Below are 23540 nucleotides of genomic sequence, written 5' to 3'. Positions count from 1 at the left end.
AATGAAAATTCCTAAGGAGGAATAATAATGATGAAGCCATCTGTAGAAGAACTGAAGAATATTGCGAAATCACTGAGAAAAACATCTTTGGAAATGATATATACAGCACAATCCGGACATCCGGGTGGATCCCTCTCTGCTGCGGATCTCATGGCTGCACTCTATTTCAGAGAAATGCAGGTAGATCCAAAGAATCCAAAGTGGGCAGATAGAGACCGTTTTATCCTGTCCAAGGGTCATGTATGCCCAATTCAGTACAGTGCTCTGGCTCATAAGGGATTCTTCCCCTATGAAGAGATTTATACGCTGAGAAAGGAGGGATCCATTCTCCAGGGGCATCCGGATATGAAGAGAACTCCTGGAATAGACATCTCTACAGGATCCTTAGGACAAGGACTTTCCGCAGGTGTGGGTATGGCGCTGGCAGGAAAAATGGATAAAAAAGGGTATAGGACTTACGTCCTCTTGGGAGACGGAGAATGCCAGGAAGGTCAAATATGGGAAGCAGCACAAACCGCAGTAAAGTATCAGCTGGATAATCTGGTGGTATTTGTGGACGACAACAGACTTCAGTGTGACGGTGTCTGTGAAGACATCATGCCGACTCAGGATCTGGAGAAAAAATTTGAGTCCTTTGGCTTTGAGACCCAGAGAATCGATGGACATAATATGGAAGCGCTGGTGGACATGTTTGACAGCATCCGTGAAAATAAGAATGGCAAACCGAAGTGTATTGTTCTTGATACTGTAAAAGGCAAGGGTGTCTCCTTCATGGAAGATGTTGTGGGATGGCATGGAAAAGCGCCGAATAAAGAGCAGTATGAACAGGCGATTCAGGAAGTTGAGGGAGGATTTTAAGATGGAAGTGATGAAAAGAGCAACAAGAGAAGCTTTTGGTGAAGAAATACTGAAGCTTGGAAAAGCACATAACAATATCGTTGTGATCGATGCGGATATCGGAAACTCCTGCAAGACCACAGCTTTCATGAATGAACTCCCAGACCAGCACCTGAATGTTGGTATAGCAGAGCAGAATGCTGCTGGACTTGCAGCTGGACTGGCAACAGCCGGGAAAATCCCTTTTGTCACCACATACGCTGTATTTGGTTCATTAAGAATGGGAGAACAGATCCGTCAGACCATCTGCTATCCGAATCTGAATGTGAAGATCGCCTGCTCCCATGGGGGGCTGACACCGGCAAATGACGGTGCAAGCCATCAGGCTATAGAAGATATGGGTGTTCTCAGAACTTTCCCCAACATGACTGTGATCATGGGAGCAGATTTCTACTCCACCAAGAAACTGGTGGAACAGGCTGCGAAGATTTATGGTCCTGTATATCTGAGATTTACAAGAGATGCGGTTCCAGTAATTTACGATGAAAATGAGACCTTTGAGATTGGAAAGGCCAAGAAGCTGAAGGATGGTGAAGATTTGGCCATCATCGCCAATGGAGATACAGTTCATCTGGCGCTTTCTGCTTGGAAGCAGCTTCAGGAAGAGGGGATCTCTGCAAAACTGTTTGATATGCACACCATTAAGCCTTTAGACCGTGATGCGGTTCTGGAAGCTGTAAAAACAGGTAAGATCATTACCGTTGAAGACCACAACATCATCAATGGCCTAGGATCCGCAGTGTCTGAGGTTGTGGCTGAAGAAGGTGGAGCAACAGTCAGAAGAATCGGTGTCATGGATCAGTTTGGCCAGTCTGCACCTTACGAGGTGCTTCTCGAAATGAATGGTATTACCGTAGAAAATATTGTCCAAAAAGCAAAAGAACTTCTAAAGAAGTAAAGGAGAACAAAAGATGTTTGATTTAACAGGTAAAGTTGCTGTTGTTACAGGCAGCGGATCAAAAAGAGGAATTGGCCGAGAAATCGCCATGTCACTTTCAAAGCAGGGAGCTTCCATTGTCATTGCAGATATGAACCAGGAAGGTATTGATGAAGTCGTAGCAGAAATCAGATCTGCTGGTGGAAATGCTATGGGCGCCATCCTCAATGTCACAGACGAAGTTTCTGTCAATGCGTTGGTGGAGAAAACACTGGAGACTTTCGGAAGCTTGGATATTCTGGTGAATAATGCAGGCATTTCCCAAAAAGTAACAGTGGAAGATATGACACTGGAAGATATGAAAAGAATTTTCAATGTGAATATGTTTGGACTTTTCCTCATGACACAGGCAGCGATGAAACCAATGAAGGAAAAGGGATGGGGAAGAATCATCAATCTGTCTTCCGTCTCAGGAAAAAGAGGTGGCGGTGTCTTCGGCGGAGCCCATTACTCAGCTTCTAAAGCAGCAGTTCTTGGATTCTCCAAAAATCTCGCAAGAGAAGTGGCAAAGGATGGCATTACAGTGAACTGTGTGGCTCCTGGCCTTGTAAATACAGATATCTGGAAGTCCATGCCAGAAGAGATGGCTCAGAAGGTCATAGAAGGCATTCCTATAGGAAGACCTGGTGAAACCAAGGAGATTGCTTCAACGATTACGTTCCTCGCCAGTTCGGAAGCATCCTATATTACTGGTGAAGACATTGACATCAATGGCGGATCCCATATGGATTAGAGAAGGATAAAGTCGTCTGGCCTAGGTGACTTGATACTTTTTTGATAACCCTCATAGCAGAACACCCCAGAAGCGGAGCTTCCGGGGTGTTTTTTTATTATGTTTCAAATCCTTTGCATTTTACGAAATTACCGACGAGGCTCTCATTTCTTGACTAGGGGAGTTCACATCAACGGATCACTTCTCTCCGAGTTTCATAGCTATATAAAAACCAGAAGCAAGGGCAAGGATGGAGGCTGCAACAGTAAAAATTCCAAGGGAGGAAAAACTGATTTCACTAAATATGGCAACAGGGGATGCAGCAACCAGACCAATGATTCCCGCGTAAGTAAGGGAAGGATAGTTTTCAAAAAGCCATTCAATGAGCTTTGCCACCAATGCTATACCAATGAGCACGCCAATACCGAAGGGAAAGAGCGGAATAAAATTGTCCAGTATTACGTTAATATTTAAGGAGAGCAGTCCTCGTATGAAATTGGAAAGAGTTTCCAGAATCCTGTTGTAGTATCCTAGAAGAATAAGGACCATAGACCCACTGACTCCAGGAATGACCATGGTGGCGGCAGCGATGATTCCTACCACGAAGAGCAGGAACAGGGAAATAGGATCCAGCGAAAATGGACCGGATACCGCATCGGAGGTTTTAGTGAAAGTCATAAGAACAATCAAGCCTGCCATCAGAACGAATGACAGAACCTCTGGTACTCTAACCTGGTAGGCTTTAGCTTTATTTACAAGCATCGGAACGCCTCCGAGTATTAATCCAAGGAACAGACTGGCTGTCACAAAAGGATAATTTTTCATTGCACTCTCTATGACAAAAGACAGAAGCCCAATTCCAAGAACCATACCAATTCCATACGGAAGAAGTGTAAAAAAGCTCTTTTTCCAGTCTTTACGCATGTTATTTACAGCACCGATAAGTTCATCATAAGCACCAATAGAAATAGCCATAGTACCTCCACTGACTCCCGGAATGATATTAGCAATCCCTATGACGATACCTTTTAGGATGGTAAATAACTGATTATTATTTTTCATAAATTATACCTCGATAGTTAAAAATGGGTGCAATTACTTAAAATACACAGTTAATAGTATAACATTTATTCAGTATAATTAGATTGAATTCTTTCTGAAATTTCGTCTCTGAGGAAGGGATCCTGATGGAGATATAAACTGGAAACTAATTGAAAGTCAATCGAAAAGCAAAAGCGGTGAGTGAAAAGAAATTTGCAATGTAACGTAGAATTGCATATAATGAAGGGATGCTTTTTTGATACAAGATTGAAAGGTAATATGGAGCTGCATGAGGCGGCTATAGGAGATAAAAATAAATGGAATTTAAAGACATAAAAATGGACGAGGAGATTTTAAGGGCGGTCAATACTCTGGGATTTCTGAAGCTTACGGAAATTCAGGAAAAAGTGGCGCCGCTGGCTTTGGCAGGAGAGAACATTCTGGGCGCTTCTTCCACAGGAAGTGGAAAGACCATAGCCTTTCTTATGCCTGTTCTCGAGAGAACAGACTGGGAAGAGCAGAAGGCCAATACATTGATTCTGGCACCCTCCAGAGAATTGGCCATTCAGATCAAGAATGAGTATGATGCACTGGGCAGATACAAGAAGCTCCGCTGTGTGGCACTTTACGGAAAACAGCCCATGAAAGAGCAGCTTCTGGATATGAAGAGCAGATATCAGGCCATCAGCGGGACGCCCGGAAGAGTGCTGGATCACTTAAAAAGAGGAACCATAGACCGTGAGCGAATCGACACCCTCATCATTGACGAGGTGGATGAGCTTCTGGATAAAGGATTTAACGATGAAATGATGGAGATCATAGGACATCTGCCGAGGGTTAAGCAGACCATGATGTTTTCGGCAACCATCACAGAAGAAGTCAAATCCTTGGCAGAATCTGTAGCGCCCAATTATAAAACCATTGTGGCTACCACCGATGAAGAGCTGAAAATCACGGAAACCCATTATAAAGTAGAAGAAAAGGATAAATTCAAGGCACTTCTTTCACTGCTTTATGGAAGAAAGCCCCAAGGAATGATTATATTCGTCAACACCAAGGAACAGTGTGGAAAACTCCATAAAAAGCTGGAAGAGGCCAATGTGGATGCGCTGAAGATTCATGGAGGCATGCTTCAGAAAGATCGGGAGCTGGCTATGAAAAGATTCAAACAGAAGGAAGTGCCTTATATGGTTGCCACCGATGTGGCAGCAAGAGGCATTGATGTGTCCTTTCTTGAAATCTCACTCAGTTATGACTTTCCGGTTGAAAAAGAAAGCTATGTGCATCGGAAGGGAAGAGTGGGAAGGCATTTCAAAGAGGGGCAAGCCATCTACTTTGTCACTGAATATGATGAAAGAAAAGTGCATGAAGTGGAGGAGTTTGTAGGATACCGTTTTGATGAGCCCAAGGAAATGGACTATAAACCCTTCCGGGAAGAAAAAGATGGATTCAGGGAGTTCCAGAAGAACCTCAGAAGATCAAGACCAAAGAAGAAAAGCATCCATGAGGATATTACAAAGATCTACATCAATGGTGGGAAGAAAAAGAAAATCAGAGCCATTGATATTGTGGGAACACTATGCTCCATAGAGGGTATTTCCAAAGAGGATATTGGAATCATCACCGTGGAGGACCAAGGGTCCTATATTGATATTCTGAATGCGAAGGGAACCCTAGCTTTAAAAGGACTCCAGGAGAGGAAGATCAAAGGGAAGTCCCTAAAAGTTGAACTTGCGAAAAAATTATAGATATTTTGTGTACAGAAAGGACAGGATTTGATTTCTCGTCCTTCTTTTTTTATAAAACTTTGATTCCTTCGACATTCATATATAAGATCGAGGTTGAAACAATACTTTCACATAATGTTATCGTGTTTTTATTATTATCTTTCATGAAGTATGATATACTTAGGTATGAGAATTTTTAGAATATTAAAAATGGCCTGAGGTGAAAGAAATGGAAGTTCAAGAGAACAAAAGAAGAGAACTGATAAAAGAAAAAAGAATGATGGAAATCAAAGCGTTAAAGCGGCTGCTGAGCCATCATGATGAGTTTTTTAATTTCATCAATCTCCATGATGTATGGTACAGATGGATTGCCGGACGATACTCTGTCACCAGCATCGACAGTATGGGAGAGACTCTCATTGAATATCTTTGTAAGTTCTGCAACGAACATGGAATTCTCGATCACAAAGATATGAGCTCCCAAAGAATACTGGTTCTGGACTATAAAGGTGTAGAACTGATGCTTCGTAAAACAGATGGAAAAGATGAGTTTTCGGCCATATCTCTTGTGGATGTTCCACATAACTTTAAAGTCATATCCTGGGATCGCTTTTACAGCTTTTTGGAAAAGGAGCTGTTTCTCTGGATGGAAGATCCGGAGTCTATGGAAAGAGAGATACCAATAGAAGATCTCAGTTATTTGAAAGAATAAGGATATTATAGAAAGAAAAGACCTGGCGTGCCAGGTCTTTTCTCATATCCACTTTAGTTTTTACTGTAAATCTTCATCAAAGGTGATGAAAGTCTGCTGATCTGTGTCAAAAAGTCCTTTGTCCGTAATTTTTAATGTGGGGATTACCGGGAGTGTGAGGAAGGACAGAGTCAGGAAGGGGTTGAAGTCCAGATTATCAAAGAGCACCCTCTCCATTTCTCGGACTTTATGAAGCTTTTCTGTGATTTCCTCTAAGGGAGCACTGGACATGAGACCGCCGATTTCAAGGGGGAGTTCAGCCAGTATTCTTTTATTCTTCACAAGAACCAGTCCACCACCGATTTCCTCGATCCTTCGGACGGCAAGGAGAAGATCTTCGTCATTGACACCCAAAGCTACTAGATTATGGGAATCGTGGGCGATGGTGGTGGCTACTGCACCACTTTTCATTTTGAATCCTTTGACAATGCCTTTTCCCATATTGCCGTGGTTTCCATGACGTTCCATGACAAAGAGTTTTGCCAGATCGTTTGCAGGGCCTACGGACACCTCCTGGTTTATTGGCGTTTCCAGCACCAGATGGTTTGTAAGAAGGCTGTTGGATAATATTTCAATCACATGCAGGACTCCTGTACCTGATACCATGGAAAGATCCTCCAGAGTCAGTTTTTTTAATGTGACTGTGCGGGGAAGAGCTGGCAATGGGTGGTTTTCATAAGGGAAGATCACCTCTTCTTCTTGAAACACACAGTGGCCCTTCTGATACACAGAGTGAATAAGGAAGCTTTCCAGATTCTCCAGAACTACAAAATCCGCCTGGTATCCTGGTGCCACTGCACCCAAGTCCTGGAGGTGATAGCAGGTGGCTGGATTGAGGGTAGCCATTTTTATTGCATCTATGGGATCCAGTCCGGATGAAATGGCTTTCCGTATCATGGCGTCAATACTGCCGTTTTCATAAAGATCATCAATATAGATGTCATCGGTACAGAAGGTGAAGCGGTGATGATTGTTTTTATTTACTACAGGCAAAAGAGTATCAAAGTTCTTCGCCACGGAGCCTTCTCTGATATGGACATAGAACCCTTTGGAAAGTCTGTCTTTGGCTTCTACTACCGTAGTGCATTCGTGATCTGTTGAAATGCCTGCCACCCGGTAAAGGTTATTGTCCATGGGAGTAAGACCTGCCCCATGACCATCCAGGGTTTTCCGGTGCTTTTTAGCATCCATTAGTTTATGAAGGATATCATCTCGAGTGGTTTTTACTCCAGTAAGATCCATCATTTCTGCAAGCCCCGATACACGATGATTCTGATAGTAAGGAGCCAGATCCTCTGCACGAAGGATGGCACCTGAAGTTTCATGAATGGTTGCGGGAACACAGGAGGGCAGCATCATCTGAAAAGTAACAGGAAGATTTTCCGAGGACTCCAGCATAAAATCCAAACCCTTGGTGCCAAGAACGTTTCCGATCTCATGAGGGTCCATGATGACGGTTGTGATGCCATGTCTGATGGCGGCTTTTGAAAACTCCTTTGGGGTAGCCAAAGTGGATTCAATATGGATATGAGAATCGATGAGACCGGGCACAACAATTTTTCCGTTCAGGTCCACCACGTGATTGGATTCATAGCTTTCGCCAAAACCCACAATCATCCCATCGGTTACTGCAAATGTAACATCTTCCAGAACTCCACTGAATACGCTGAGCACTTTTCCACCTGTAAACACTGTATCACAAGGGATGCTGGCATCAGCACTTCTGAGAAGGTTACGAAACTTGTTTTTATTCAAGAACTCCACCACCTGTCTTTAATTATCTGATTTTTATTACTATAGGGGAAATGAGATCGGTTTGTCAATGATGAAAAAAATGAACTGGCCGGGAAGCCAGTTCAACTATATAGGAGTGTTAGAGATATGCGTCGTTAGCTTTCTTTAGGCTGGAACTTTTTGAACCATTCATCAATCTCCGTAAGCCTTCGGACTCTATGCTTTGGTTTTCCAGAGCGGCTGAGTTCATGGTTCTCACCCCGGAACATACAAAGTCTTGATTCCACGCCGTGATATTTGAGCGCGGTGAACATCTGGAGACCTTCCGTGAGCCAGCATCTGTAGTCTTCTTCTGAATGAATGAACAGGGTCGGTGTTTTTACCTGATCTGCATATTTCAGCGGAGACTGGTCCCACATCTTCTCGTGGTTTTCCCATGGAGAAGAAGCAGTCTGATCATCTGCAAAGTAGTATCCAATGTCTGTGGTGTTGAACATGGAGATCCAGTTGGAGATGCTTCTTTGGGAAGCTGCAGCCTTGAATCTGTGGGTATGTCCGATGATCCAGTTGGTCATGAAGCCACCATAAGAACCTCCAGTGACAAACAGATTGGACGGATCCATATCCTCATAGGTTTCTAAAGAGAGGTCTGTGAAGTTCATGAGATCTTCGTAATCAATGGCACCGTAGAGCCCTCTGATGTCGGAGAAGTCATTTCCTTTTCCATCGCTTCCTCTTGGATTGCAGAAAATAACAAAGTATCCTTCACTGGCAAAATACTGAAGTTCATGATAGAAGACCGATCCATAGACCGTTTTTGGACCACCGTGGATTTCAAGAAGCACAGGATATTTCTTCCCTTTTTCATACTCAGCAGGTTTCAGAATAAAACCATCGATGGTTCTGCCATCCTCTAGGGGATGAGAGAGTGTTTCAGGGATGGAAAGTTTCAGTTCTTCATGGATCCAATCATTAAAGGTTGTGATCTTCCTGGAGGAGCTGTCTTCTAAAGCGTAAAGCGCTTGAAGAGAAGTATTCTTCATGCCGATATAGAGAAGATGTCCTTCTTCAATGCTGAAGGAGTCCACAGAACCCTCCTCTGCCAGCACTTCTGTAAGTTCTCCCTCTCCATTCACTTTCATCAGATGGGAATCTGTTCCCTTTGTTGTTGTGAAGTAAAGCTCTCCGTTATAAACTCCACGCTGTTTTCCCCCACCGTATCGTGCATCACTGCCTATGGAGCTGTAAAGGGACATATCCAGGTCTTCTGTGAGCAGTGTGAGTTCTCCTTTTTCCAGATCATATTTGTAGAACTTTCCATTTTCATTGATGCCCAGATATTTCATATCAGTAGCGGTGAGAATCAGTGTTGTATCACTTAGAAAATCAGCATAGGACAGGGAAAGTCCTTTGGTTTCTAGAGGCAGCACATTGGCACCATCAAAAATGGACAGTTCATTATACAGAGGCATTTTATCTGTGAATGTAGAGGACAGGATCACAGCATGGCTTTTGTCCTTGCTGAGTTTAATCAGTTCTACATCAGTATATTCAGAAGAAAGGTACTTCTGGAAATTTCCTTCATGGTCAAATAAAGCGAGTCTGTTTCTTTTTTTGGATGTGAAACCTCCTCCATTGGACCAGTAAGGAATCTCTTCCAGCACTTCATAATCCTTTTCTTCTTTAAGTCTCTTCAGCTCTATAGAGAGCTCTTTCTCATCCAGGCTCAGCTGATCCTTGGCATTGTTGTCAAAGTAGACAGATGCCAGAATCATGCCGTTTTGCAAAAACTCATAGCTGGAGACTCTCTTGTTGAAACGGATGAATTTATCCGCTTCACCACCATGTATATGTATTTTATAAACCTGGGTGAATTCTTTGAGGGACTCACTGTCTTCCTGATCCTTCTCCTCACGGATGGCCGAAAAAACAATCTCTTCTTCGTTCAGCCATTTAAAAGCAGACTCTTTATTGAAAGAAGTCAGTTTTCTGACTGCGTTTTTTTCCGCATCGTAGAGATGAAGGTTGGAAAGATATTTGTTGCCATCCAGGTCCACTTTGTGCACTGCAAATGCGGCAAATTTACCGCCTGGGGCATGGTCTATCCCAGACAGAAAGGTATAATTTTTAAACTCATCTAGTGTAATCTTTCTCATATACTCCTCCAGAAATCATTAGTTATCCTTATCTTACCGTAAAATTGACAGAAGGTTTTGAAAGGAAAGGAACATCTGTATTTTCGTCTCATATTCTGTATTTCATTTCATGCATTTTCTGTGATTTTGGAATCTTCTTCCTCAGAGGGATTCTGTGAGGGAACAGCCCAAAAAATAAGGCAAAAAAAAATCCTGCCGGGGGAACAGCAGGATTTTTCATCATAGGCCAGTTAAAATATATATCAATTTGAGGGGTTACTTATTTTGCTTCGCTGTAAAGTTTTGCAACTTCGTCCCAGTTCACTACGTTGAACCAGTTTTCAATGTATTCAGGTCTTCTGTTCTGATACTTCAGATAGTATGCATGCTCCCATACATCAAGTCCCAGGATTGGTGTAAGTCCGTCTGTAATCGGATTGTCCTGGTTTGGTGTGGATACCACATCAAGCTTTCCATCCTTTACTACCAGCCATGCCCAACCTGATCCAAATCTTGTTGCGCCAGCCTTTGCGAATACGCTCTTAAATTCATCAAAGCTTCCGAACTTCTCATTGATCGCTGTCAGGAGCTCTCCTTCTGGAGCCTGTCCTTCTGCTTTCTTCATCATCTTCCAGAACATGGAGTGATTGAGGTGTCCGCCACCATTATTTCTTACAGCGCCTCTGATATCTTCTGGAACTGCATTAAGATCTGCAACGAGATCCTTGATGTCCTTTTCCTGTAGCTCTGGATACTTCTCAAGAGCTGCATTCAGATTATTCACATAAGCCTGATGATGCTTGCTGTAATGGATCTCCATGGTCTCTGCATCCACATAAGGCTCCAGTGCACTGTACTCATAAGGTAGTTTTGGTAATTCATGTTTCATTCTTTCATTCCTCCAATTTTGTTTTCAACGATTATTTATTATCTAGAAAACTCCCTGTAGTGGGAGCGGTTATTAACTGTATGTCTTTACTATAAACTAACCGAACACAAAATTCAATAGCATACAATTAAATTTACGGTCAATCTGTATATTGTTCATTTATTTGTAACAAAGTTCATGGATCCTTTGACTTCTATGGGGTTGGAGGTCGGAAACCAAAAGAAAAAGAGAAGCCCCGATGGAGCTTCTCACAGATGATTATTGAAATTTCGGATCTTGTCATCCAGTTTTTTCTTGTTTTCCAGAAAACTGCTTTTGAGCTTGCTGAATATCTCATTGTTCTTTAAAGCGGTAAGGTTTGGAAAGGCATTGAAAATTCGCCTGTTCTGATAGCGGCCTTTCTGAAACAGAGCTTTTACCCGATCGGTATACAGCACTGTGCCTTCCAATTTGGTCTGAAGGATCTGCCGCAGTTCATCCAGTTTCAGCTCTCCTTCTTTCACCAGTCTGTCAAACTCATCCCGTACAGCGCTGATGCGAAGACGCAGGAGAAGAAGATGCCTGACGGTGATGAAAAGATCGATCAGAAGAATGAGGAAAAGAGTAAACGAGATGGTGGTTTTTGAACCAGTGGATAAGGTTCCAATCATGGACTCCACAAAAGGATGGAGGAATCTTATGATGAACACAGATAAGGTAGCAAAAACCAAAGCTCCAGTCAGATAAACCCTGCCATGGATATTAAAAGGACGTCCGGAATAATCCCACCACCGGGCATGGAAGAGTTTTTCCAATAGAACGGCAGTAAAATACTCCACGACACTGGTCAGAACCATACTGGAGAGAAAAAGTGGAAGGAGGCTGGTCTCTTTTCCGTAGAAAACCAGTACAATCAATAGTGCACCAAATCCATAGACAGGACAGACGGGACCGTTGAGAAAACCTCTGTTCACAAGCTTTTTTCCAGTGATGGAACATAAAATAGATTCATAAAGCCATCCTAGAAAACTATAAATAATGAAATAGAGAAAATAAGCAATCAAAGTCACATACATCACGTCCTTATAGAGTGTTCTCTATTTCAAGTATAGCTGATTTTCTTAAAAATATGTAAAAAAACTAACGAAGCTGAATCTTTGTGTCCGCAATCTTCTCGATGAAGTCCTCATCATGGGAGACAATGAGGATCGCATGATCTTTTTTGATTTTTTGCAGAATGTCCAGAAGAAGCATTTTATTCTCCTGGTCCAGACTGCTGGTGGGTTCATCAAAACACAGTAGAAGGGGCTTCAAAAGAAGGGCTCTGATGATGGCGATTCTTTGCTTCTGTCCCCCTGAAAGCTCTGAGGGGTATGCAAACTTTTTATCGAGCAGGCCAAAATCCTGCAGATAGCTGTCTGCCATGGAAAGCAGTTCTTTATCGTCATACAGTTTATGATAGCGTGGTGCCATCAGAAGGTTTTCCAGCACATTTTTGTGCTGAAAGAGAGAGGAAGACTGAAAGACCAGGCCCACTTGAGTCCTGTTTTTCTCTGTGAGTGTTTCTCCATTGAGGATGAAAGATCCGCTGTCAATGGACTCCAGCTGAACAATACATTTCAAGAGGGTTGATTTTCCGATTCCTGAAGGGCCCAGAATCGCAGCAATCTCATTCTTGTCCACCTCAAAGGACAGATTTTCAAGTACGGTGAGATCGCCATAGGTTTTTTTGATGTTTTTTGCCTGGAATATCATAATGTAACCCTCCTCATTCGTTTTTCAAGTTTCTTGAGTCCTTTCTCCAAGAAGAAGCTTAAAGTAAAATAGATCAGCCCTACAATGAGGAAAGGGGTACCTGAAACATAAATGTTGGCCAGGGTTCTTGAGACTTTGATCAGTTCACTGAGCCCGAGAGCATAGATCAGTGCAGTGTCCTTCAGGAGCACCAGCACTTCATTGGCTAAAGAAGGGAAACTGTTTCGGATCCCTAAAGGCAGAAGAATCCGGAAAAAAGTGTATCTTCTGCTGAATCCAAGAACAAAAGCCACATCCTTCTGGTCTTTCGGTATACTCTCCATTCCACCCCGAAGAATTTCAGCAATATAGCCGGTATAGTTGAAGGTGAACCCGAGAAGAGCCGCATTCATTCTGCTTAGTGTGATACCGAAGTAAGGAAGACCGAAATAGATAAAAATCAGCTGAAGAAGGAGCGGAGTTCCTCGTACCACGGAGATATAGAAGGACAGCACTGGTTTCAGGGGCTTCAGGGTATAAAGATACGCCACGAGAAGTCCAAGAAGTCCGGATGTGATCATGGTGGTGATGAAGTAGAAGAGGGTCTGGGAAAGACCCTCCAAAAGCAAAGGATAACTCGTTATGATCATATCAATCATTGATATACACCTTTTTAATCTCATCGAAGGTTCCGTCTTCTATGAGTTCCGCTAGAGTTTCATTGGTCTTTTCAAGAAGGGTCTTATCAGACTTTCTGAAGCCGATGCCATACTCTTCTTCTCCAAAATTATCTTCAAGAATTCTGTAGTCTTCAATATTCTTACTGAGAAGAACGTATCTTGCAAAGACCTCATCTAGAACAATGGCATCGCTTCTTCCTGCTTCAAGATCAAGAAACAGGTCCAGATTGGAGTCAAAAGTAATTAGTTCACCATTTTTCAGGTACTCGTAGATGTCAGTTTCCTTTGAAACCGCATCGTAGGCGCTGGACTCTTTCTGAACTGAGACAGCTTTTCCTTTGAGATCTTCTTTGGTGTTGATATCGGAGCTGGCCAAGGTGATGATGATTTGTGTGTTCTCCATATAGGGAGTGGAGAAGTTGACCTTTTCCTTGCGGGCATCGGTGATGGTGTATCCATTGAAAATCACATCAATGTTTCCGCTGTTCAGTTCACTTTCTTTAAGTGACCAGTCAATGGGCTGGAATTTAGGCGTCAGACCGATTCTCGTGAAGATTTCTCTAGCCAGATCCACATCGAACCCAACGAGCTCACCTTGAGGGTTTCTGAACCCCATGGGTACAAAAGTATCATCAAGCCCTACAATAATTTCACCTTTCTCCATCAAAGCATCAAAGGTATCCTCGTCTTTTGCGCCTCCTGCACAACCTGCGAGAAGTAAGAGTCCGAGTAGAATTGGAATTAGTTTTTTCATGATAGTGTCCTCCTTTTTATTGATTTAACTTCTTTGAAATAAAAAAAAGCCCTTAGTCAAAATTGACTAAGGACGATATCTCTTCGTGGTTCCACCTTATTTCATCAAACACCTCACGGTGCCTGACCTCATCGAGTACAATCATACTCTAGTCTTGATAACGGATGACAAGGATTCCCGGTACCCACTACTTTTCTGGAAATTTTGCAGGTACAGCTCAAAGATGTGTTCCCAAATGCGCCACTGTTTTTTCACACCAACCAAAAACTCTCTGATAGTTTTGCATAAGATACTATTTCTTTTCAATGCAGTTAAATTATTGTTGTCATCTTACAATGCCTAAAAAAATAATGCAAGTATTTTATTTTAAATTACCATTTTGAAAAATAAAAAGGTTTTCAAATGGCGTCATATCGCAAATTGTTGCATGAAAAATTTCAAACTCCTATGATTCATCGAATAAGGAAGCAATCGGCACAGCAATATATAAAATTTCTGTGTCCAAACCCTGGAAGCAGATCACAAGAGAAGATTTGTAGTTCTAAAATGCTTGTGTCTCAATGAGAGAACGTGTTTTCAAATTGTGGTGCACCTTCATCTGAGAGGAGAGTGCAAATTGACGGAAATTTCTCATTATGATACTGTAAAGCCAAAGTGAATTTATTTATTAGGAGGTAGGAAAATGTCTGCACGTATACTGATGGTTGGAAGTGTCATGATGGATCTGATTTTGCGCTGTGAAAGGGCCCCTAAGCCAAGTGAGAGTGTTCTGGGCCATGATTACAGCAATGCACCTGGTGGTAAAGGCAGTAATGCTGCAGTGGCAGCAAGAAGAGCAGGAGCAGAGGTTGCCTGCTACTCAACGGTAGGAAAAGATGCCAATGGACAGTATCTTCTGGACAAGTGGAAAGAAGCCGGCATAAAAACAGACTACGTCATTGAAAGAGAAGGAGCTAATACCGGATTTGTTGCCATCACTTTGGAAGACAGCGGCCAGAACAGATTGATTATTTTCCCTGGTGCTAATATGAATACACCTCCAGATCAGCTGGAAGAAGCATTCAGAGATCCTTTTGATGCAGTACTTCTGCAGTTCGAGATCCCATTTGAAACAAACAGGAGAGCAATAGAAATTGCCAATGAGAAGGGGATAATCACGGTTCTTGATGCAGGACCTGCCCAGAAGTATGACCTGGAAAGTCTCCCACCAGTAACAATCCTTTCACCAAATGAGACAGAAACAGAAGCTTTAGTTGGTATTTACCCTAAAGACCATGAAAGTGCACGAGAGGCGGCAAAGCTTCTAAAAGAAAGAAACGGAGCCAAGTATATTGTGCTAAAGATGGGTGCAAATGGGTCATATTTGTATGGGGAAGAATATGATGAAATCGTCCCTCCATTCAAGATCAATGCAGTAGATCCAACTGCTGCCGGAGATGCCTTCACAGGTGTTCTTGCCAAAGCTTTTGTGGAAACAAAGGATCTTAGAGAGGCGGCAAGAGTTGCCAATGCTGCTGGAGCTCTTACCTGTACAAAGCTTGGAGCACAGCCATCGCTTCCTACGAAGGAAGAAATTGAAGCTTTCTTGAGCGCTCAGAAATAAACTGATAAGCTGAAAGCCACCTGAGGAGTGATACTCCATGCAGGTGGCTTTTTTATAGGATAATCTGGAATTGATTCTCTTATACAGATCTTAAGGGTGCTCCCTCAGGACAAGAATGATTCTGTCTGGCTGCAGATAAAATATATAAGTCAGCTTGGGTCGATTTCTTTTCCCTGGAATTTGCCTTTCAAGGTTTTTCTGTTTTCAGTATGGATTGCTTCTGGAGAAAGAAACAAAAAAACCATCTCATAACGAGATGGTTTTATGGCGGAGAACGAGGGATTTGAACCCTCGCGCCGGTTACCCGACCTACGCCCTTAGCAGGGGCGCCTCTTCGGCCACTTGAGTAGTTCTCCACAACTGAAGCAATCTAATATTCAATTACCACAAAACACATTATAACAAGGCAAAGGACAAACTGTCAATAGAAATTGCCTATTCTGTGTTTCTCCGACGCCTCCGAGGTGGATCTGAATGAGGATGAGGAGATGAAAGGAAAATATCAGTATGAAAATGTATTCCAATCAGGTGTATTTGTGTACGTATTTTGGGATACCTCTTATAGTATAATGGACTTGATGGCAAAAATGTGAGAAAGGGGTGGTTTTGTGAGTTTTAAACTGATCTATGGACGTGGAGGAAGTGGCAAAACCAGAGAAATATACGAAGAAATTAAGAGAAGAAGGAAAGAGGTCCCTGAAAGAAGTATGATTCTTCTGGTACCGGATCAGTATACGTTTCGTGCGGAGCAGAAGCTTTTGAAAGAACTTGGCAAGGAAAATGTGTTTCATGTCACCGTCTACAGCTTTTCCACCATGATCCGTAAAATACTCCAGAATGCAGGTGGCGCTACCCATGATCTGATTTCAGATCTGGGAAAGAGCATGCTCATGACCAAGACCTTGACAGATGTGGAGGAAGATCTTGTTCTTTTCCGCAACGTGGCAAGGAAGCCTGGATTTGTGGAACTGGCTAAGAATCTTGCAGATGAGATGAAACGTAACAATCTGGATCCAGAGAAACTGAGAGAGGCTGTGGAAGCATCAGGAGATGCAGAACTCAGTCAGAAGTTTGGCGATATCCTGCTTTTTTTTGAAGCATATGAAAAAGAAGTCCATAAAGGTCATGTGGATTCTATGGATGAAATGACTTTTGCTGGAGAGCGCATGGAGAAGGCAGATTTTCTGAAGAATGCAGAGGTATTCATTGATGAGTTCAATGATTTCTCTCTTGTGCAGCTGAATTTTATTGAACATCTTATGAGGAATGTGCGGCGGGTTGTGATGACGCTGACCCTGGATAAGGAAGGGGAAACGGGAGATGTATTTCAAATTACAAAAGATACGGAAGATAAACTGTTTCAGGTTGCTGAAAGAGCTCAGGTCTCCATCGAGAAACCCCTGATTCTTTCTGATGAGGTGCCATTGAGATTTAATGGAAATACTGAACTGGCTCATCTGGAGCGGGAGTATTTCAGATATCCCAATAAAACCTACAATGAGGTGCCTCATTCTGTATCCATCTACAAAGCCCAGAACAGCTATGATGAGGTGGAGAAGATCGCGCTGGACATCCGCAGAAGAGTCCGGGAGGATGATACACTGAGATACCGTGATTTAGCGATTCTTTGCAGAAATATTGATGCGTATGAGAGTATACTGATCTCCGTTTTCCGTGAACATGAGATTCCCGTATTTCTAGATAAGAGAAGGGAAATGGACGGAAGTCCTATTTCTCAATATATTCTTGCCCTGGTGGATATTGCAAAAGAAGGGTTTACTTATGATGCGCTTTTCAAGATGCTTAAAACTGGACTCTCCCATTTGGAGAAAGAAGAAGTGGATCTTTTAGAAAATTATGTTCTCGCGAACGGAATAAAAGGTGGAACATATGAAAAACCTTTTGTTTATCCTTATCCGAATATTGTGCCTGAAGAGATGAAAGCGGAGTATCTGGAAAAGACCAACGAAATCAGAGAAAAAATAGCTTCTGTGTATCAGCCTTTGAGAGTTCAGCTGGAGAATGCGTCCACTGCAGAAGATATTTCTGCAGCTCTTTATGAGCATCTGGAGGCCCATGGCGTTTTAAGCCGCTCCCTAAGTTTTGTTTCAACCCTTGAGGATTTGGAGGTTCTGAAAGAGCATGAAGAGACCCTGAAGGGAATCATCACCATCTTTGATGATCTGGTAGAGGTGCTTGGAAAAGAAAAGCTGTCTCTGGAGGTCTATGGAGACATTCTTCAGCAGGCCATGGTCAGTCATAAGATTGCGCTCATTCCCCTGACTTTGGACCAGGTGATCCTTGGAGATGTGGCTAGAGTGAAAAGTGACAACATAAGAGGACTATACATTCTTGGTGTGAATGATGGAATATTCCCCAAAACGGTTTCTGATGAAGGAATCATTACCGACCATGATCTGGAAAAACTGAAAGCGGAAGGTTTGAACTTTCTTGTGGATTCTAAACTCCGTTCGATATATGAGCAGTTTTTAGTCTACACTGCATTTTCCATACCAAGAGATTTTCTGTCCATTTCCTATCCGGGATCAGATCTGGATGGCAAGTCCCAAAGACCATCCTTGGTCATTGGACGCTTGAAGAAGCTTTTTCCAAAACTTATGGAGAATGCTTACGTGAATCCAATGGACAGAAAAAGCGGCACGCTAGAAGAGGTGGAAAGTAAAACAGCTACTTTTAATGAACTCATTAAAGAGATGAGAAGAAACTACCAAGGGGATGAAGTGAATCCTCTTTGGGGTGAGGTGTACCAGTGGTTTCAAAATCATGAGGAGTTCAGCGGGCGTCTGAAAATTTCAAGAGAAGGACTTTCCTACACCAATGTAACGGAGAAGCTTTCCAGGACCTCTGTGAAAGAACTCTATGGGGAACAGCTGTACTTAAGTGTTTCAAGACTTGAGCGTTACACCTCCTGTCCTTTTGCGTATTATATCCAATACGGGCTGAAGGCAAAAGATAGAGTCATGCATGAGGTAACAGCGCCTGATGTGGGTACCCTGATGCATGAAGTCATCGATCAGTTTACGGAAGATCTGAGAGGGATGGAGAGGGATCTGTCTACGGTGGACAAAACCTATATCAGAAATGCTGTGGACCGCCTTGTTGATGAGGCGATAGAAAAAACAAATGCGATCTACAAGAGTTCTCCCAGGTACAAACATATGGGAGAAAAAGTGAAGAAAATCATAAACCGGTCCGTAGAAACCATCACGGCTCAGATAGCGAAGGGAAAGTTTGTGCCCATGTTCAATGAACTTGGATTCGGTAAAGACGGAGAAAAACTGCCGGCATTATCCATCGAAATCCCTGATACTGGAGAGGATGCACTGCTGCGTGGAAGAATTGACCGTATCGATGTCATGGAAATGGACGGGAAAGCTTATATCAGAATCATTGACTATAAGTCTTCTGCGAAAGATGTTTCCCTCCAGGATGTATTTTATGGTCTGCAGCTGCAGCTGCTGGTTTACCTGGATGTAGTTCTCAGAAACTGGGAGAGTCTGCAGTCCCAAAAGGCGGTACCAGGTGCGGTTCTTTATTTTAAAATGGATAACCCAGTGATTTCCGGAAATGTAAGAATGACCGATGAGGAAATTGAAAGAAAGGTTTTGGAGAACTTAAGACTCAAGGGCCTTCTACTTAAAGATGCCAAAGTGATCCGCTCCATGGATGAGGATATTGATACATTTTCATTGGTGGTACCTGCGAAGATCAACAAAGAGGGAGAAGTGGTTTCTTCCTCCAACAGGAAAGAGAAGAATGAGGAGATTATTCTTACAGAGCAGGAATTTGATGTGCTACGTGAGTACGTGCTGGAAACCATTGGAAGAATTCTGAAAGAACTCTTTGATGGGAATATCTCCATTCAACCCTATAAGGATAAGGATAAAATACCATGCACCTATTGCACCTATAAGAGTATTTGCCAGTTTGACGGGAAAATAAAAGCGAATCAGTACAGAAATCTGAAGGCGCTGACCATTGAAGAACTATGGGAGAAAATGAAGAAAGGGGAGAATGCCGTTGAGTAACCAGTGGACGAAAGAACAGTTAAGTGCCATTGAAACAAGAAATACAAACCTTCTTGTTTCTGCAGCGGCCGGCTCAGGGAAGACAGCGGTTCTAGTAGAACGAATCATCCAGAGAATCACTAAAGATCAGGTGGATATTGATGCGCTTCTTGTGATGACTTTTACCAATGCAGCAGCTGCGGAAATGAGAGAGCGGATTGGTGAAGCGGTGATCAAAGCTTTGGAAGAAGATTCGGGCAACAGAAATCTTGAAAGGCAGCTGACTTTATTAAACCGAAGCAGCATCATGACCATCCATTCTTTTTGCCTGGAAGTGATTCGAAGCCATTTTCATGAAATCGGACTTGACCCTGGCTTTAGAATTGCAGATGAAACAGAAGGGGCCATCATGAGAGAAGAAGCTCTGGAAGAGGCTCTGGAAGAATCCTATGAGATCGGCAGCAAAGAGTTCATTTCTCTCGTGGACGCCTATGGCGGAAAACGGGATGACAAAGAGCTTGGAGAACTGGTCCTTAATCTCTATCATTTCATCATGAGTCATCCGTGGCCATATGAGTGGCTGGAGGAGAAGGTCGCTTTATTCGATGTATCAGGCAAATCTTTTACAGAAATTCCTTTGGTGGCAGAGTTTATGGAAGAACTCCAGGAAACCCTTAAACCTTATCTGAACCATATTGATAAAGGTATTTCTTTAACAGAAGATGATGCGCTACTTTTTCCCTATGCTGAAACCCTGAGGGAGGACCGAATCCTTCTGGAAGAGCTTCTTTCCATATTGCAAAATAAACCTTCTTTCAATGAAATCAAAGATCATCTGGAAGGGTTTAAGTGGTCAATGCTGAAGCGTGGAAAGAAGGGGTATGATAAAGTTCTGGCTGAAATGGTCAAAGGTCTTCGTGAAGAAGTCAAAGATGCCGTCAAAGGTCTGAAGGCGAATTACTTTGCGGAAACGGAAGAAGAGCATCTTGCGATGCTGAAGGTCATCTACCCTCATCTTCAAGCGTTGAAGTCCCTTACGGAGCTTTTTATGAAGAAGTACAGCCGAAAGAAGCGCGAGAAGAGTCTTCTCGACTTTTCAGACCTGGAACATCTGGCACTGAAGATACTGACCGTGGAAGAAGATGGCGGAGTAGGGCCTTCTGATGTGGCCAAATTTTACAAAGAAAAGTATGAAGATGTGCTGGTGGATGAATATCAGGACTCCAATGAAGTTCAGGAAGTGCTGATCACCATGGTCTCCCGTAAAGAGGAAGAGAATCCCAATGTGTTTATGGTGGGTGACGTGAAACAGAGTATCTACCGCTTCCGTCAGGCGAAACCTGAGCTTTTCATGGAAAAGTATAAAGCCTACAGTGAAGATGGAAATGATAGAGGCAAGAAGATTCTTCTATATAAGAACTTCAGAAGCCAGAACAACATTCTTTCTCTGGTGAATTTCATCTTTGAAGGGCTCATGAGTGAGAAGGTTGGAGAGCTGGAGTACACGAAGGAGGAAGCGCTCATCTATGGAGCTACCTATTATGAGGAAGCTGAGGGAGACGGGATTGCGGTAAAAGAGGCAGAACCTGTGGAGCTGTTGATTTTAGAGGAAAAGAGCGCTCTGGAGGATTCAGAAGATGATGCAGAGGAGGAAGGTGAACTGGATTTATCTGCGTATAAGTCCATTGAAGTGGAAGCTAGGCTTGTGGCTGGAAGAATCAATGAGCTCATAAAAAGCGGATTTCTCGTTTTTGATAAAGAGATCAAGGGTAAAAGGCCAGTAACGTACAGGGATATCGTCATACTCATGAGAGCGACATCCAGAACCGCCAATATCTTTTTGGAGGCACTGCATGAGAATAATATTCCTTCCTACAGTGACAGCTCTACGGGATACTTTGACACCATTGAAATCAGAACCATGCTTTCACTTTTGAAAGTGATTGATAATCCTTTGCAGGATATTCCCCTTCTCTCCGTGTTAAGAAGTCCACTGTTTTCCTTTAGTGAGGAAGAGCTTGTGGAAATCAGAAAAGTTCATAAGGATGAATTCTTGTTCCATAATCTGAAAAGTGGATCTTTTGAAAAAGCGCTCTCAGAAAAAGTGGATCAGTTCAAGATAAAACTGGAACTATACCGGTTGAAGTCACGCTTTATGAAGCTGGATGAGTTCATTTGGTACCTTTATACGGATACATCCTATCTGGATTACGTGTCTGCCATGCCCGATGGTCTGGAGAGACAAGCAAACCTGAAGCTGCTGTTCCAGCGTGCCAAGCAGTTTGAGGAGACAACTCTGAAAGGGCTCTTTAACTTCATCCGATTCATCGATAAGCTAAAGAAGAGCTCAGGTGACTATGGTGCTGCAAAGATGCTGGGAGAGAATGAGAACCTGGTGAGAATCATGTCCATTCATAAATCGAAGGGGCTTGAATTTCCGGTAGTCTTTCTGGTACATACATCAAAAAGATTCAATAAAATGGATCTGAATAAATCTATGATTCTTCATGAGTCCCTAGGATTTGGTCCAAGTTATGTGGATATGGAAAGAAACATCAAAAACACCACATTCATCAGAGAGAGGATCAAACGAAAGAGGCTCTTGGAAAGTCTCTCGGAAGAGATGAGAATACTTTATGTTGCACTCACAAGAGCAAAAGAGAAGCTCATTATTACAGGCCAAGTCAAGAGTCTTGAAAAGAGTATGGAAAAATGGACCACGCTATCCCAGGGAGAAGGGTTCAGACTGTCTTCCGAAAAAGTGGAAAAAGGGTCTTCCTATCTGGATTGGATGATGAGTATTTTCTTAAAGCATCATGCGCTTTCCGAAAACAGAGCAGACGGGGAGAGATACTCCTTTGGTAAGGATGTAGCATTGCAGCTCTTTGTTCACACGAAAGAAGGTGTAATGCTGGACCAGATTGAGGAGGAAGGAACGGAAGAAGGAGTTTTCACACTTCACGAGACCAGGGATCCAGCATCGGCATTTCTGGTACAGCAAAGGCTTGCCTTCCAGTATAAGTTTGAAAAAGACACAAAGAGGGGATCAAAGATTTCTGTGACCGAGCTGAAGAAATTGAGGGCTCTTGGAGAAGAGACAGAGAATACGCAGCCCATCATTAAGGATGAGTTTTTGGAAAGGCCCAGATTCCTGATGAAAGATAAAGGACTAAAGGCGACTGAAAGAGGAACCGCATTTCATAAGGCCATGCAGTATATCTCCCTTCAGAGCGGCTCAGTGGAAGAAATCAAAAATGATCTGCAGGGTCTCGTCCTTCGAGAGCTCATGACAGAAGAGGAAGTCTCTGCAGTGAATCCTTGGAAGATCCTGCAATTGCTTGAAAGCGATCTTGGAAAAAGGATGCAGAAAGCGGAACTTGAAGGAAATTTGTATAGAGAACAGAAATTTATATTATATTTCGACGAGAGTGAAGTTATGGTTGTGGGAGTCATTGACAGCTATTTCCGAGAAAATAATGAGCTTGTTATCGTGGACTACAAGACAGACCGTGTGATAGATAAAGATGCTGCAAAGGTTCTAACTGACCGGTATAAAGAGCAGTTGGACTATTACAGTGAAGCATTAATGTCCATAACTGGTCTAAAAGTAAAAGAGAGTTATCTCTACTCCGTCGAAAATTCTAAAGAAATATGTATAAACTAAAAACATTTTCTTTAATATTTTTTTAATTTGAAGTATAATAAGATTATAATTTATCACGCAATAAAGATAGGGGTGTTTTTATATGGCTGTTGGTAAAGATAAAACTCGGATACTTCTGACTCTGCCTCAGGATCTCAAAGAAGAACTAACTTCTGAGGCTAAAGGTGATAATCGCTCACTCAATAATTACATATTGAATTTGCTGATTAGTTCCGAGAAACGAACCGAAAGCGAACGAGACTAAGGAAAATCCAGAGCGGGAGCGACTTCCCGGC

16 protein-coding genes, 1 tRNA gene and 1 other annotated feature are annotated in these 23540 nt (G+C 42.6%); of the genes, 8 read left to right on the top strand and 9 right to left on the bottom strand.

What is annotated here, in order from left to right; genetic code table 11:
- Positions 1-27: 27 nt before the first annotated feature.
- From T487_RS0109815 to T487_RS0109805, 3 genes are read left to right on the top strand one after another with little or no spacing between them, the layout of a single operon-like run.
- Entirely contained in the window at positions 28-858 is an 831-nt protein-coding gene (locus tag T487_RS0109815; protein ID WP_031576843.1) for a transketolase, read from the top strand.
- A 1-nt stretch (position 859) separates the two neighbouring features.
- Positions 860-1795: a transketolase family protein gene (locus T487_RS0109810; RefSeq protein ID WP_031576841.1), complete on the top strand. Its 936-nt coding sequence runs from the start codon at positions 860-862 to the stop codon at positions 1793-1795.
- A gap of 13 nt (positions 1796-1808) precedes the next feature.
- A complete protein-coding gene (locus T487_RS0109805) occupies positions 1809-2567 on the top strand; it encodes an SDR family NAD(P)-dependent oxidoreductase (protein ID WP_031576839.1) in 759 nt (252 codons plus the stop codon).
- Positions 2568-2744: 177 nt separating this feature from the next.
- On the opposite strand, the gene T487_RS0109800 is transcribed toward T487_RS0109805, so the two are convergent.
- Positions 2745-3608, bottom strand: coding sequence for a DUF368 domain-containing protein (locus T487_RS0109800; RefSeq protein ID WP_031576837.1), 864 nt, complete (start codon positions 3606-3608; stop codon positions 2745-2747).
- 296 nt (positions 3609-3904) lie between these two features.
- On the opposite strand from T487_RS0109800, the gene T487_RS0109795 reads away from it, so the two are divergent.
- Both T487_RS0109795 and T487_RS0109790 read left to right on the top strand, forming a co-directional pair.
- Entirely contained in the window at positions 3905-5335 is a 1431-nt protein-coding gene (locus tag T487_RS0109795; protein WP_031576835.1) for a DEAD/DEAH box helicase, read from the top strand.
- 208 nt (positions 5336-5543) lie between these two features.
- Positions 5544-6026, top strand: a complete 483-nt coding sequence (locus tag T487_RS0109790; RefSeq protein WP_031576833.1) for a hypothetical protein — start codon at positions 5544-5546, stop codon at positions 6024-6026.
- 60 nt (positions 6027-6086) lie between these two features.
- On the opposite strand, the gene ade is transcribed toward T487_RS0109790, so the two are convergent.
- The 7 genes from ade to T487_RS0109755 all read right to left on the bottom strand — a co-directional run bounded on the left by ade (position 6087) and on the right by T487_RS0109755 (position 13970).
- A complete protein-coding gene (gene ade / locus T487_RS0109785) occupies positions 6087-7820 on the bottom strand; it encodes an adenine deaminase (protein ID WP_031576831.1) in 1734 nt (577 codons plus the stop codon).
- Between the two features lie 134 nt (positions 7821-7954).
- On the bottom strand, positions 7955-9955 hold the full coding sequence (locus T487_RS0109780; RefSeq protein WP_031576830.1) for an alpha/beta hydrolase family protein: 2001 nt from the start codon (positions 9953-9955) through the stop codon (positions 7955-7957).
- Between the two features lie 259 nt (positions 9956-10214).
- On the bottom strand, positions 10215-10823 hold the full coding sequence (locus T487_RS0109775) for a superoxide dismutase (RefSeq protein ID WP_031576828.1): 609 nt from the start codon (positions 10821-10823) through the stop codon (positions 10215-10217).
- Between the two features lie 248 nt (positions 10824-11071).
- Complete coding sequence (locus tag T487_RS0109770; protein WP_162178245.1) at positions 11072-11866, bottom strand: putative ABC transporter permease; 795 nt, start codon at positions 11864-11866, stop codon at positions 11072-11074.
- A 76-nt stretch (positions 11867-11942) separates the two neighbouring features.
- A complete protein-coding gene (locus T487_RS0109765) occupies positions 11943-12557 on the bottom strand; it encodes an ATP-binding cassette domain-containing protein (protein ID WP_031576824.1) in 615 nt (204 codons plus the stop codon).
- Positions 12554-13195 (bottom strand): amino acid ABC transporter permease, encoded by a 642-nt coding sequence (locus T487_RS0109760; protein ID WP_051651646.1) that lies wholly within the window; start codon positions 13193-13195, stop codon positions 12554-12556. Before T487_RS0109760 ends, T487_RS0109765 begins: the two co-directional genes overlap by 4 nt.
- Positions 13188-13970 (bottom strand): amino acid ABC transporter substrate-binding protein, encoded by a 783-nt coding sequence (locus tag T487_RS0109755; RefSeq protein WP_031576821.1) that lies wholly within the window; start codon positions 13968-13970, stop codon positions 13188-13190. Before T487_RS0109755 ends, T487_RS0109760 begins: the two co-directional genes overlap by 8 nt.
- A gap of 65 nt (positions 13971-14035) precedes the next feature.
- Positions 14036-14285, bottom strand: a binding site (T-box leader).
- A gap of 367 nt (positions 14286-14652) precedes the next feature.
- On the opposite strand from T487_RS0109755, the gene T487_RS0109750 reads away from it, so the two are divergent.
- Positions 14653-15573 (top strand): PfkB family carbohydrate kinase, encoded by a 921-nt coding sequence (locus T487_RS0109750; protein WP_031576820.1) that lies wholly within the window; start codon positions 14653-14655, stop codon positions 15571-15573.
- A 265-nt stretch (positions 15574-15838) separates the two neighbouring features.
- On the opposite strand, the gene T487_RS0109740 is transcribed toward T487_RS0109750, so the two are convergent.
- Positions 15839-15929 (bottom strand) — tRNA-Ser (locus tag T487_RS0109740).
- A gap of 252 nt (positions 15930-16181) precedes the next feature.
- Here T487_RS0109740 and addB point away from each other — a divergent pair.
- Complete coding sequence (gene addB / locus T487_RS0109730; RefSeq protein WP_031576819.1) at positions 16182-19622, top strand: helicase-exonuclease AddAB subunit AddB; 3441 nt, start codon at positions 16182-16184, stop codon at positions 19620-19622.
- A complete protein-coding gene (addA, locus tag T487_RS0109725) occupies positions 19615-23265 on the top strand; it encodes a helicase-exonuclease AddAB subunit AddA (RefSeq protein ID WP_051651645.1) in 3651 nt (1216 codons plus the stop codon). Before addB ends, addA begins: the two co-directional genes overlap by 8 nt.
- Positions 23266-23540: the final 275 nt, after the last annotated feature.

It is taken from the genome of Proteiniclasticum ruminis DSM 24773 (assembly GCF_000701905.1).
GTDB lineage: Bacteria > Bacillota > Clostridia > Clostridiales > Clostridiaceae > Proteiniclasticum > Proteiniclasticum ruminis.
The sequence above is the reverse complement of the archived record's forward strand: the minus strand, read 5'-3'. Positions and strand labels throughout refer to the sequence as shown.

Coding starts and splice junctions, on each gene's coding strand:
- T487_RS0109815 (WP_031576843.1), top strand. CDS start 28: ATGATGAAGCCATCTGTAGAAGAACTGAAGAATATTGCGAAATCACTG.
- T487_RS0109810 (WP_031576841.1), top strand. CDS start 860: ATGGAAGTGATGAAAAGAGCAACAAGAGAAGCTTTTGGTGAAGAAATA.
- T487_RS0109805 (WP_031576839.1), top strand. CDS start 1,809: ATGTTTGATTTAACAGGTAAAGTTGCTGTTGTTACAGGCAGCGGATCA.
- T487_RS0109800 (WP_031576837.1), bottom strand. CDS start 3,608: ATGAAAAATAATAATCAGTTATTTACCATCCTAAAAGGTATCGTCATA.
- T487_RS0109795 (WP_031576835.1), top strand. CDS start 3,905: ATGGAATTTAAAGACATAAAAATGGACGAGGAGATTTTAAGGGCGGTC.
- T487_RS0109790 (WP_031576833.1), top strand. CDS start 5,544: ATGGAAGTTCAAGAGAACAAAAGAAGAGAACTGATAAAAGAAAAAAGA.
- T487_RS0109780 (WP_031576830.1), bottom strand. CDS start 9,955: ATGAGAAAGATTACACTAGATGAGTTTAAAAATTATACCTTTCTGTCT.
- T487_RS0109775 (WP_031576828.1), bottom strand. CDS start 10,823: ATGAAACATGAATTACCAAAACTACCTTATGAGTACAGTGCACTGGAG.
- T487_RS0109765 (WP_031576824.1), bottom strand. CDS start 12,557: ATGATATTCCAGGCAAAAAACATCAAAAAAACCTATGGCGATCTCACC.
- T487_RS0109760 (WP_051651646.1), bottom strand. CDS start 13,195: ATGATTGATATGATCATAACGAGTTATCCTTTGCTTTTGGAGGGTCTT.
- T487_RS0109755 (WP_031576821.1), bottom strand. CDS start 13,970: ATGAAAAAACTAATTCCAATTCTACTCGGACTCTTACTTCTCGCAGGT.
- T487_RS0109750 (WP_031576820.1), top strand. CDS start 14,653: ATGTCTGCACGTATACTGATGGTTGGAAGTGTCATGATGGATCTGATT.